The 12,050-nt window shown below is 31.6% G+C and carries 10 protein-coding genes; 6 read left to right on the plus strand and 4 right to left on the minus strand.

The window, feature by feature from the left end; translation table 11 throughout:
• Positions 1-5 precede the first annotated feature (5 nt).
• Positions 6-908: an oxygen-dependent coproporphyrinogen oxidase gene (gene hemF / locus B4L98_RS13415; RefSeq protein WP_115001274.1), complete on the plus strand. Its 903-nt coding sequence runs from the start codon at positions 6-8 to the stop codon at positions 906-908.
• A 43-nt stretch (positions 909-951) separates the two neighbouring features.
• Here hemF and B4L98_RS13420 read toward each other — a convergent pair whose 3' ends face one another.
• Positions 952-2,397: an RtcB family protein gene (locus B4L98_RS13420; RefSeq protein ID WP_291050565.1), complete on the minus strand. Its 1,446-nt coding sequence runs from the start codon at positions 2,395-2,397 to the stop codon at positions 952-954.
• Positions 2,398-2,414: 17 nt separating this feature from the next.
• Positions 2,415-3,506, minus strand: a complete 1,092-nt coding sequence (locus B4L98_RS13425) for a slipin family protein (RefSeq protein WP_291078470.1) — start codon at positions 3,504-3,506, stop codon at positions 2,415-2,417.
• A gap of 994 nt (positions 3,507-4,500) precedes the next feature.
• Here B4L98_RS13425 and B4L98_RS13430 point away from each other — a divergent pair.
• Together B4L98_RS13430 and B4L98_RS13435 are read left to right on the plus strand one after the other, a co-directional pair.
• Positions 4,501-5,520, plus strand: coding sequence for a helix-turn-helix transcriptional regulator (locus B4L98_RS13430; protein ID WP_291078472.1), 1,020 nt, complete (start codon positions 4,501-4,503; stop codon positions 5,518-5,520).
• A gap of 42 nt (positions 5,521-5,562) precedes the next feature.
• Positions 5,563-6,312 carry a polysaccharide deacetylase family protein gene (locus B4L98_RS13435; protein ID WP_291078474.1) on the plus strand — a complete coding sequence of 250 codons (750 nt, stop codon included), beginning with the start codon at positions 5,563-5,565 and terminating at the stop codon, positions 6,310-6,312.
• A 64-nt stretch (positions 6,313-6,376) separates the two neighbouring features.
• On the opposite strand, the gene B4L98_RS13440 is transcribed toward B4L98_RS13435, so the two are convergent.
• Entirely contained in the window at positions 6,377-6,718 is a 342-nt protein-coding gene (locus B4L98_RS13440; protein ID WP_291078476.1) for a phage holin family protein, read from the minus strand.
• Between the two features lie 133 nt (positions 6,719-6,851).
• The gene (locus B4L98_RS13445; protein WP_291078478.1) at positions 6,852-8,387 is read right to left on the minus strand and encodes a glycine--tRNA ligase; all 1,536 of its coding nucleotides are present in this window, start codon (positions 8,385-8,387) and stop codon (positions 6,852-6,854) included.
• 203 nt (positions 8,388-8,590) lie between these two features.
• Between B4L98_RS13445 and B4L98_RS13450 the strand changes: the two genes are divergently transcribed.
• The 3 genes from B4L98_RS13450 (at position 8,591) to B4L98_RS13460 (ending at position 12,030) form a co-directional block, all read left to right on the plus strand.
• Complete coding sequence (locus B4L98_RS13450; RefSeq protein WP_291078480.1) at positions 8,591-9,109, plus strand: hypothetical protein; 519 nt, start codon at positions 8,591-8,593, stop codon at positions 9,107-9,109.
• A gap of 98 nt (positions 9,110-9,207) precedes the next feature.
• Positions 9,208-9,654 carry an HYC_CC_PP family protein gene (locus B4L98_RS13455; protein ID WP_291078482.1) on the plus strand — a complete coding sequence of 149 codons (447 nt, stop codon included), beginning with the start codon at positions 9,208-9,210 and terminating at the stop codon, positions 9,652-9,654.
• A 126-nt stretch (positions 9,655-9,780) separates the two neighbouring features.
• Positions 9,781-12,030, plus strand: coding sequence for a TonB-dependent receptor (locus tag B4L98_RS13460; protein WP_291078484.1), 2,250 nt, complete (start codon positions 9,781-9,783; stop codon positions 12,028-12,030).
• Positions 12,031-12,050: the final 20 nt, after the last annotated feature.

Consider the following 12,050-nt stretch of genomic DNA (forward strand, 5'->3'; position numbering starts at 1 on the left):
TTATGATGAAAGATCAATTTTTTCAATATATACAAGACTTACAAAATAAAATTATTACTAAACTTGAACAAGTTGATGGTAAAGCTAAATTTTTAAGAGATAGTTGGGAACGCGAAGAAGGCGGCGGAGGTCTTTCATGTGTTTTAACTGACGGAGCTGTTTTTGAGAAAGCTGGCGTTAATATTTCAAAAGTTTATGGAGAATTACCAGAAACAATGCAAAAAGCGTTAAATGTTTCGTCAGGTAAATTTTTTGCTTGTGGATTGAGTTTGGTTATTCATCCAACAAGTCCACATATTCCGACGACTCATGCGAATTGGAGATATTTCGAAATGTATGATAAAGATGGAAATATTGTCGATCAATGGTTTGGAGGAGGTCAAGATTTAACACCGTATTATTTGGATGAAGAAGATGTGATGCATTGGCATACAATCTGTAAAAAAAGTTGTGATGCGCATGATGTGGCTTTTTATCCGAAGTATAAAGAGGAATGTGATAAATATTTTTGGAATACTCATCGTGAAGAAGCCCGTGGAATAGGAGGTTTGTTTTTTGATTACTTGAAACCAACTTCAGAAAAAACAGTTGAACAATGGTATGATTTTGTAACGGAAGTAGGAAACTCATTTTTAGAAGCGTATATTCCGATAGTTGAAAAGCACAAAAATGATGAATTTTCTGATGAACAAAAGGAATGGCAAGAAATTAGAAGAGGTCGTTATGTGGAATTTAATCTAATTCATGATAGAGGAACTTTATTTGGTTTGAAAACAAATGGACGAATAGAATCTATTTTGATGAGTTTGCCAAAACATGTACAATGGCACTATAATCACCAACCAGAAGAAGGTTCGGAAGAATATAAATTAGTCGATGTTTTGAAACATCCAAAAGATTGGATTTAATCAATAAAATATAAAATGCCTGAACATTTGTTCAGGCATTTTTTTAATCTTCTCTCGATCCGTCATCTGCCATTCTGACCATTTTAGGTGTAAAAGTAGCCACAACATCAACCAGATCTTGTTGTGCAGCCATTACTTCGTGAATATCTTTATACGCCATCGGCGCTTCATCTTTTCCGCCTCCAATTAGTGTAATTCCAAAATCATTCAAATAATCGTTTATCTTGTTTTGTGATAATGATTTAATTGCTTGTGTTCGGCTCATCTTTCGACCAGCACCATGAGAAGCCGAATGAATAGAATTTTCTTCACCTTTTCCGCGAACCAAAAATCCTGGCGCAGTCATTGAACCTGGAATAATTCCCATCACATCTTTAGAAGCTGGTGTTGCACCTTTTCGATGAACAATTACTTCTTCGCCATTGTAAATTTCTTTCCAAGCAAAATTATGATGATTTTCTACTTTAGCTAAAACTTCTGCACCGATAGATTTTTTAATTTTTTGATGAATAATTTCGTGACAAGCCGAAGCATATTCACCAGCCAAATTCATCGTAATCCAATATTCTTGACCTTCTGCAGAATCCAAATCCAAATAAGCTAAATTTTGTGCTTTATAAGGAAGTTTACAAATTTCTTTTGCAATTTTTGTATAATGTCCAGCGATTGTAGCACCGAAACCTCTCGATCCAGAATGCGTTAATAACGCTAAATACGAACCTTTTTTGATGTTCAGTTTCTTATCATCTTCTTTGAAATCAATCAGACCAAATTCTACAAAATGATTTCCTCCTCCAGAAGAACCCAATTGCGACCACGCTTTATCTTTTAAATTTTGAATAAATGAATTTGTTTCGAATTTTGCATCATCCAAAATCTGATGTTCGGCTTTGTATTGACCATGAAAACCATGTCCTGCACCAAACTTTGTGTTTTTTATTAAAGTTTTTTTTAAAGAATCATGATGCTTAAAATAATAAGAAGCAGGTAAATCATAAATCGATAAAGCCATTCTACATCCAATATCAACGCCGACACCATAAGGAATAATTGCATTTTTTGTTGCTAAAACTCCGCCAATCGGTAAACCATAACCTTGATGAGCATCTGGCATTATTGCGCCGGCAACTGTTACAGGAAGTTTCATGGCTACTTTCATTTGTTCTAAAGCACCATCTTCAATATTTTTTGCACCATAAATGTTGAAATCGTTCGGATTTTCATTCAATTCAATTAAGTTTTCATCTTGTTGAGGTAAATGAATTCCATTGATAAAACCATTTGCAAGCGTTTTGAAAATTTTATCTTCTAAGAAATCTTGTGGCGAAGACAAAACTTGCGCATATTTATCAAGCATTTCGGCTTTTGTATAACCATTTCTTTTTCGGTTAATTTTTAAGGCAATTCCTAAAATTTCATTCTCAGGATAACCCAAGGCAATCAAATCAATTCCATTAATTGGTTTGTTTTGTTGTTCGGTTGTTTTCATATAATTTGGTTAGAATATTATTTTGTAAACATTGTTTTTAGTTCATTTAATACATTCGACCCACCAGAAATTGAGATTTCTCCTACTTTATCAGCAATTTTTTCGATGTATTCCATCTCTTTCAATTTCCATAATGTTTCGTTTTCTTCCATTAATTTTGCTGTATTCAACAAGCTTCTTGTTGAAGCAGTTTCCTCACGACGCGTAATCGAATTAGCTTGAGCCGTTTTTTCGGCAATCAAAACACGGTTCATAATTTCTCTTATTTCTCCAGGAAGAATAATGTCTTTCATACCTGCGTCAATCAATTTTAGACCAATTTCTTGGAATTCAGCTTGATATTTTTGAATGATATAATTCGTTACCGAATTTTTATCTGACATCAAATCATCAAAATTCATGTTTCCAATAAATTCTCTCAAACCTAATTGAATCGCTTGATAAATCATTTTTTCGAAATCTTTGTTCGATTGATAAGCGTTTAACAAATCAGTAATTTGATAATTTACCATAAAATTGATTCGCAATTGCGCTTTATCTTTTGTTAGAATTTCTTGTCCCGAAATTTCAATTGTTTGCGGACGCATATCAAAAGAAACCATCGAAATTTTTGTTTCGTTGTTGTAAAATTGGTATTCACCAGCTTTTAAAACTGAATCAAATTCATTGTCTTTGAACAAAATTCCTTCGAAATATGGTGAGACAGAAATAATACGAATTGCACCAGCTTTTCTCAAAATATCAATTTCTCTTTTTGTTAAATTTTTAATTTCTTCAGTAGAATTCAAATCAAACTTTACAGCTTTTAATTGAGTTGAATTCTTCCAAATCATTACATTTTTATTATAAAATGAATTATAGATTTGATTGTTTTTGTAAATAATCAACACTTCGTTATGCAACACTTCGATAAAATCTACCATCGATTTCAATGTTTCATTTTCCAAAATCATTGTGTGGTATTTTTCATCAATTATTTCGTTGATGTTTAATTTTTCGATGTTTTTATTAAAGAAAATCCAATAATTTCCTTTTGAGTAAACTTTTTCGATTTCGTTATTTTTGATATAGATTCCAATTTCTTGGTTGTTAATTGCTAATTTTTTCATTTTATTATTTTTATAGGTTTTTACTATTTTTTTTGTCATTCTGAGCTTGTCGAAGAATCTATTCTATGCGATCCTGAAACGAGTTCAGGATGACGATTTGTTATATTTTTTTAGATTTCTCCTTTGTCGAAATGACATTTTTTTATTGTCCCTCAGATTTTATCGAATAATCTTTAAACTTTCTGTCAAGCTGAATTTATTTCAGCTTCTCATTCTCTATTTTATGTGATCCTGAAACGAGTTCAGGATGACCGTATTTCTAATTAAAAAAGCTAAATCATTTTCCTTTTTCAAAACGGAATTTGAAGTTTGAGCAGCTTATTTTGATTTCTTGTTTTTACAACTTTTTTCAAATCATTTTGACTTGATATTTTATTTTTAAACTTTTGAAATCAATCATCAACTAAAGTTTCAAATTCAGGTTTTAAGCAAGTTTTTGATCTCATTTCAAATTCATTTCTACGAAATAAACTCTCTATTCGAAAAGAAAACTTTTTAGCTTTTTTTGTTTCCAATGGTGCCCTTTCGGGCGATAAAAACAGATTTAAAGTCTGATTTTAATGATTACTCTAACCAACTGAGTTATTTCAGTTTCCTGAAAGTAGGAATCGAACCTACGACCCATCATTAATGATTGCTATACCGCTCAGCTATTTCAACCTTGGTTGAAAATGGGATTCGAACCCATGTGCATCATTGGGATTTTAATTATTCAGAATAGAAGTAATGAAACATTTTCTACTACAATGCTATACTGAAACATTTGTTAAGGAACAATTAAAATCGTTTGGTTGTTAAACCTTTGACAAAGTTGGAGTAGAAGTGAGCGAATGAATTGCGTAATAAAATATTTTTTCAAAATAATTTTTAAACATTGATAAACAGTAGGTTTTACATTGAAAATATTTTGAATAAAATTTGAAATAAAAATTTCTACGCAAATAGATTGCGTACTTTGATTTGAAATTTGTAGTATTGAACAAAGAAATCAACCATGGCAACCAATAAAATTGCATTAATACGTTATCAAACGATCGATAAATGTCTTCAAAATCATTTCAGAAAATGGACATTAGAAGATTTGATAGAAAAAGTTTCGGAAGCGTTGTATGAATATGAAGGAATAACTTCTGGTGTTTCGAAACGTACAATTCAGGGCGATATACAAGTGATGCGCAGTGATAAATTAGGTTATAATGCGCCAATTGTTGTTCGAGAAAAAAAGTTTTATGAATATGAAGATCATGATTATTCGATTCATAATTCGCCTGTTTCGTCTGCAGATTTAGATAAAATGAAAGAAGTGATTTCGGTGATGAAACAATTGAATGGTTTTAATTATTTTGACGATATGAATGAGATTATTACGCGTCTCGAAAATAATTTATCCAAGCAAACTCATCAACAACCAAATTATATTCAGTTCGAAGAAAATCCATTATTAAAAGGTTTAGAACATTTGAACCGGTTGTATCAAGCAATTGTGAAGAAGCAACCTTTGCTGGTTTCGTATCAATCTTTTACGTCAAAAAGTAAAGAGCCAAAACAACAAGTTTATTACCCTTATTTGTTGAAAGAATATCGTAATCGTTGGTTTTTATTGGCTAAATCTAGAAAAGATAAAAATTTGTATACACTGGCTTTGGATAGAATAGTTGAGTTTTATGAATTGGCAAATGAACCTTTTGTAGATGAACAAGAAATTAATTTTGATACGTATTACAACAACGCGATTGGTGTAACGAAAAGTGTGAAAGAAAGAGAGCAACGTGTTGTTTTTCGTGTGAATAAAAAATTGGCGCCTTATGTGGTGACAAAACCAATTCATGCGACGCAAAAAGTATTGGAAGTGACGGACGAAGGAACTTTATTTTCGATAGAAGTTGTACATAATTTTGAGTTGGAACGAGAGCTTTTAGGATTTGGAGAAGAAATAGAAGTTCTTGCGCCGAGATTAGTGAAGAAAAGAATCAAAACACGATTAGAAAAAGCGTTAGAAAAATATAAAAAATAAAATTTCTTTTTCATACATTTAATTCATTAAAAACTACCTTAAATGATATGGAATAAAAAATTGATGACACTTTTGAGTGTTTTTTTATTAAGCTTTTCGACAAGTTTGTTTGCGCAGAAAACAAGTAATTCTGTGAAGAAATACATCTATTTAACTTTTGATGATGGACCTTTGAATGGAAGTGAAAATATTGATGAGGTTTTCAAAAATGAGAAGTTAAAAGTGACTGTTTTTCTTGTTGGAGAACATGTGGAGAAAAATAAAACAATGACGGATTATTTTAAATATTACGAAGATAACCCGTATATCGAAGAATGTAATCACAGTTGGACGCATGCAAATGATCAATACAAAAAGTTTTATAGTAACGAGCAAACGTCGGTTGCAGATATTTTGAAAAATCAATCGACCTTAAAATTACAAGATAAAATTGCTCGTTTACCTGGAAGAAATATGTGGAGATTGGATGGGAAATCGAAGAATGACGGAGTTTCTGGAGTACAAACGGCTGATGGTTTAGCGAAGTTAGGATATAAAGTTATTGGTTGGGATTTGGAATGGGCGCATCATGCTAAAGATGGAACACCGGTGCAATCTGTTCAAGCGATTTATAAACAAATTGTTAATCAATTAGAATCGAATAAAACATTTACAAAGAATAATATAGTTGTGTTAATTCATGATGAAATGTTTCAGAATAAGTGGGAAGAGTCAGAATTGAAACAATTGGTTGATCTTCTTAAAAAACATGATAATTATATTTTTGAGCAAATAAAATTTTATCCTCAATAAACCTTTATAAAATACAAAAGCTGTCCAATTTGGACAGCTTTTTATATGTAGTAATTTGTATAAATTAGTCTCCCATCATTCCTCCAACTAAAGAATTGACAATCGCTAAAACAATACCAAATAATAATGCATACCAGAATCCGTCAACATGGAAACTGTCTCCCATAATTGCGCTTGCTAATAAGATAATGATTGCTGTAATCACAAAAGAAAATAAACCTAATGTCAAGATTGTTACAGGTAAACTAATAAAGTTTAAAATTGGTTTTACAAAAGCGTTTAAAAGTCCAATAACAAGTGCAACAATAATCGCAGAACCATATCCTTTTACAGATACTCCAGGTAAAATGTTAGCAAGTCCGAAAACAACTAATGCTGATACCAAAAGATTAATAATAAAGCCCATAATTTGTATTTTTTAGATTAATATATCCAATTAAAATCAAAAGCTTTGCCAAATTGTTAAAAATTTTAATAAAAATAAAAAAAGCTCAGAAATTTCTGAGCTTTAGTATTATTGTATTGAAAAAATATTCTTTTTATAATTGTTCAAAAAGATATTTCATGTTTACTTCTTTGTCGATAATTTGAGCCAACTCATCAATGTTTACACGTTTTTGTTCCATTGTATCACGGTAACGTAACGTAACAGAATTATCGTTTAACGAATCATGGTCAACAGTGATACAGAAAGGAGTACCAATCGCATCCATACGACGGTAGCGTTTCCCGATCGTATCTTTTTCTTCGTACATTACGTTGTAATCTAAACGTAATTTTTTCAAAATTTCTTTCGCTAATTCTGGTAAACCATCTTTCTTCACTAATGGTAAAACAGCCGCTTTAATTGGCGCTAATGCAGCAGGTAAAGACAATACTACACGTTCTGATCCATCTTCTAAAACTTCTTCTTTCAATGAATTTGAGAAAACTGCTAAGAACATACGATCCAAACCTACAGAAGTTTCTACCACGTAAGGTGTGTACGATTCATTTGTTTCGTTATCAAAATATTGAATTTTTTTACCAGAATGTTGTTCGTGTGCTTTCAAATCGAAATCTGTACGAGAGTGAATTCCTTCTAATTCTTTGAATCCGAATGGGAATTTAAACTCAATATCAGCAGCAGCATTTGCATAGTGCGCTAATTTTTCGTGGTCGTGGAAACGGTAATTATCATTTCCTAAACCTAATGTTTGGTGCCAACGTAAACGCGTTTCTTTCCATTTTTCGTACCAATCTAACTCAGTTCCTGGTTTTACGAAAAATTGCATTTCCATTTGTTCAAACTCACGTTGACGGAAAATAAATTGACGTGCAACAATCTCATTACGGAAAGCTTTACCAATCTGAGCAATTCCGAAAGGTAATTTCATACGTCCAGATTTTTGTACGTTCAAGTAATTTAAGAAAATACCTTGAGCCGTTTCTGGGCGCAAATATAAATCCATTGCTTGATCTGCTGTCGCTCCTAATTTTGTTCCGAACATCAAGTTGAATTGACGAACTTCTGTCCAGTTTTTAGAACCAGTTACAGGATCAGCAATTTCTAATTCTTCAATCAAAGCTTTTACGTCATCTAAATCTTCGTTTTCCAAAGATTTTCCCATGCGTGCTAAAATTGTATTGATTTGATTTTGATATTCTAAAACACGAGGATTTGTCGCAACAAATTGATCTTTATCAAAAGCATCTCCGAAACGTTTTGCAGCTTTTGCAACTTCTTTCTCGATTTTACCTTCAATTTTTGCACAATGATCTTCAATTAAAACATCGGCACGGTAACGTTTTTTAGAATCTTTGTTATCAATCAAAGGATCATTAAACGCGTCAACGTGGCCCGAAGCTTTCCAAGTAGTAGGGTGCATAAAAATAGCAGAATCAATGCCGACAATGTTTTCGTTCATTTGTACCATTGCTTTCCACCAATATTGTTTGATGTTATTTTTTAGCTCAGCTCCGTTTTGACCATAATCGTAAACGGCTGATAATCCATCATAAATCTCACTCGATTGAAAAATGAAACCATATTCTTTCGCATGAGAAACTACTTTCTTGAAAATATCTTCTGACATAATTAATTGTGTGTTCTTATTTAAAGTGCAATTTTAGTGATTTTTGGTGACTATTGAGGTATATTTTAATAAAATCATAAAGCTTTAAGCACTTATTCTAATTTTTGAGAAGATTATTAACAAAATGATTGATTTTATTATTCGGATTATTTCAATTTCAATCAAAAAAACATACTTTTAAATCATTAAAAAATGATAACCTTATGAAAAAAATTATTCTTCCTGTTCTATTATTAAGTTTTGTTGCAAGTTGTAATTCTAATAATTCATCTTCTTCGTCAAAAGGAAATAAAGCTGAAAGTGAAGTGAAAGATTCGGTTAAAGAATCAGATGTTAATTATAATGTTGCGCTTGATTTTATGAATAATTATGTCGATTATATCATGGATACAATTGGTAAAATAAATCAAGATGAGTATATTAAACAAAACGAATTATTGACGCAAAGTTTTAAAGATCGATACAAATTTGTACAAGATTCTGCTTATAAAGTTGAGCCAGAAGTTGGGTTGGATTTTGATCCGATTGTTGATGGGCAAGATTTTCCGGATAAAGGATTTAAAATAAAATCGATTGATAAAGCAACAGGTTTAGTGACTTTGCAAGGAATAGATTGGCAAGATTTTGAAGTCGTTTTGAAAGTTGTCAACGAGAATAATAAATCGTTAGTAAATGGTTCTGGAATTATTAATATACCGACCAACAAGCAACCGAAAAGATAATTTAGTAAAACTGAAAATTCTATAAGGAACTTGGAAAATGATATAAATTTCAGTTTGTTTTGATTTGAATTTTTTGTTTATTTTTGTCCAACATGAAAATGCAACAGTACATAAAGTATGTTTTGTCGGTGGTTTTGATTTTTTCAAATCTTAACTACGCATTTTCTATGCACTTTTGTCAAGGAGTGGTTGAGCAAGTGAAGTTGAATCATTTGGATAATAATTCGCACGAAATGGAAGTTTCTACTTCCTGTTGCCCTCCAAAAACAGAAAAAAAACATTGCGAATTACCAGAAAACAATAAATCTAAAAAAGACGATTGTTGTAAGGATATTTCGTATTCGGATAAGTTTGTAGAAAAGCAAACTGTCAAAATACAGAAACTTGTTCCGATTAGTTTTATAGCTTCTGAAATTCTTCAAATTAGAATTTCGATTCAAGATGAAGAGGTGAGCAATCAATCAAATTTCCTTGATTTTTATGTTGCGTCAAATGCGCCGCCAAATTATATTCTCAATTCTCAATTAACATTTTACGAAGGATAATATCCGTTGTTTTTGATTAAATCAATCAGAAAACAATAAGCTATTATCTAAATATTAAAGTATTTGATGAAAATCTAATCAACAAGTACACAATAATAAATAGGCATTATGCCTTAAATCGTAAAAATGAAAAAAATATTCACTTCAGTATTTATACTAAGTGCTGCGTTTTCTTACGCACAATCTACATTAAAGGGAAAAATTACAGATCAAAATCAACAACCAATCGTTGGAGCAGAAGTGTTTTGGCAATCGTCAGATATTTCTGTTATCACAGATGAAAAGGGGAATTTTGAGATCGAAAATTATCAACCAACCTCAATTTTAGGTGTTTTTTATGACAATGAGACAACAACTTTTAAGGAATTAAAAGACGAATTTCAGAATATCACTATCAATGTAAAAGATCATTTTGGTGGTACTTCGTTGAATGAAGTTGTGGTTCGTGATACAAGTAGTTCGCTTAAAAAATCGAAGTTTGCAACTAATATGACGATAATGACAGGAAAGGAATTGTTGAAAGCGGCATGTTGTAATTTAGCTGAATCTTTTGAAACAAATCCTTCTATTGATGTCAATTTTTCGGATGCTGTAACGGGAAATAAGCAAATTAAAATGTTGGGTTTAACCTCTCCTTATATTTTGATTGCAGAAGAAAATATACCAAATGTTCGTGGAGCTTCGCAAGCTTTTGGGCTTAGTTTTACGCCAGGAACTTGGGTAGAAAGTATTCAAGTGACGAAAGGTGCGGGAACGGTGATTAATGGTTATGAAAGTATTTCTGGGCAGATTAATACAGAATTAATCAAACCTTCAAATGATATTCCGTTGTTTGTAAATCTTTATGGTTCGACAGATTCGCGCTTCGAAGGAAATGTGCATTTGAACAATAAATTGAATGATAAATGGAGTACTTCTTTGTTTATGCATGGAAATGCACGTGTTTCGAAGAATGATATGAACGATGATGGATTTTTAGATAATCCGCTTGGGCACCAAGTGAATGTGATGAATCGTTGGCAATATCAAAACTTAGAAAAAGGTTGGGTTGGATTTTTATCTGCTCGATATTTGAATGATACAAAACAAGCAGGACAAGTTGATTTTGATAAAGATCGCGATAAATTAACAACAAATTATTGGGGTTCAGAAATCAATACAAATCGTGTGGATGTTTCGTCAAAAATCGGATATGTTTTTCCGGAAATGCCTTACCAAAGTATGGGATTGCAAACGGCGTTTAGCTATCATAAACAAGATTCTTACTTCGGATTGAATCAATATGATATTGAGCAACAAAGTTTTTATTCCAACTATATTTTCAGTTCGATTATTAGCAATACAAAAAATAAATTCTCTACAGGAGCAAGTTTTACGTACGATAAATTCAAGGAATTTGTAGCGCTTCCGACTGATGCGAATTATGATCGAATTGATAATTCTGCAGGAGTATTTTTCGAATATACGTATGATAATATGAAGAATTTTAACATGATTGCTGGACTTCGTGGAGATTATCATAATCGAATGGGATTTTTCTTAACACCTCGTTTGCATACACGTTATACGCCTGTAAAAGGAACAACGATAAAAGCATCGGTTGGTCGTGGAAAACGAATCAATAATATATTTGCGGAAAATCAGAATTTATTTGCATCTTCAAGGCAATTTAATATTTTGGGTGATGGGAATGGAAAAATATATGGTTTAGATCCAGAAATTGCATGGAATTATGGATTTAGCGTAACACAAGAATTCAAATTATTTGGAAAAAATGCAGATGTTACAGCAGATTTTTATCGAACAGATTTCCAAAATCAAATTGTAACGGATATCGATTATTCGGCCCGTCAAGTAAGATTTTATAATTTAGAAGGGGACTCGTATGCAAATTCGTTTCAATTCGATTTTAATTATAATCCATTTACGCATTTCAAAATTAGAGCATCATACAAATATTATGATATAGCAACTGATTACGAAAACGGAAAATTAGAGCGTCCTTTACAAGCGAAACATCGTTTCTTTACCAATATTGAATATGAAACACATGAAAAGAATGGTAAGAATTGGCGTTTTGATGCGACATACAATTGGATTGGAAAACAGCGTTTGCCAAATACGTCAGATAATTTACCAGAAAATCAATTGAATGATTATTCGAATCCATTTGGAACAATTAATTTCCAGATTACACGTGTTTTTTCAAAACGTTTTGAAGTATATGTTGGAGGAGAAAATGTAACGAATTATCAGCAACATCGCGTAATTTTAGGAGCAGATAATCCTTTTGGTTCAAATTTCGATAGTTCGATTGTTTATGCGCCAATTTTTGGACAAATGTATTACGCTGGATTAAGATTTAGTTTAAAATAAAATAATAAAAATAATAAAAA

The organism is Empedobacter sp. UBA5528 (genome assembly GCF_002426075.1).
GTDB lineage: Bacteria > Bacteroidota > Bacteroidia > Flavobacteriales > Weeksellaceae > Empedobacter > Empedobacter falsenii_B.

Bases quoted from the DNA above. Each gene is read 5' to 3' on its own strand.
- B4L98_RS13435 (WP_291078474.1), top strand. From the start codon at position 5,563: ATGATATGGAATAAAAAATTGATGACACTTTTGAGTGTTTTTTTATTA.
- B4L98_RS13420 (WP_291050565.1), bottom strand. From the start codon at position 2,397: ATGAAAACAACCGAACAACAAAACAAACCAATTAATGGAATTGATTTG.
- B4L98_RS13445 (WP_291078478.1), bottom strand. From the start codon at position 8,387: ATGTCAGAAGATATTTTCAAGAAAGTAGTTTCTCATGCGAAAGAATAT.
- B4L98_RS13460 (WP_291078484.1), top strand. From the start codon at position 9,781: ATGAAAAAAATATTCACTTCAGTATTTATACTAAGTGCTGCGTTTTCT.
- B4L98_RS13430 (WP_291078472.1), top strand. From the start codon at position 4,501: ATGGCAACCAATAAAATTGCATTAATACGTTATCAAACGATCGATAAA.
- B4L98_RS13425 (WP_291078470.1), bottom strand. From the start codon at position 3,506: ATGAAAAAATTAGCAATTAACAACCAAGAAATTGGAATCTATATCAAA.
- B4L98_RS13440 (WP_291078476.1), bottom strand. From the start codon at position 6,718: ATGGGCTTTATTATTAATCTTTTGGTATCAGCATTAGTTGTTTTCGGA.
- B4L98_RS13450 (WP_291078480.1), top strand. From the start codon at position 8,591: ATGAAAAAAATTATTCTTCCTGTTCTATTATTAAGTTTTGTTGCAAGT.
- B4L98_RS13455 (WP_291078482.1), top strand. From the start codon at position 9,208: ATGCAACAGTACATAAAGTATGTTTTGTCGGTGGTTTTGATTTTTTCA.
- hemF (WP_115001274.1), top strand. From the start codon at position 6: ATGAAAGATCAATTTTTTCAATATATACAAGACTTACAAAATAAAATT.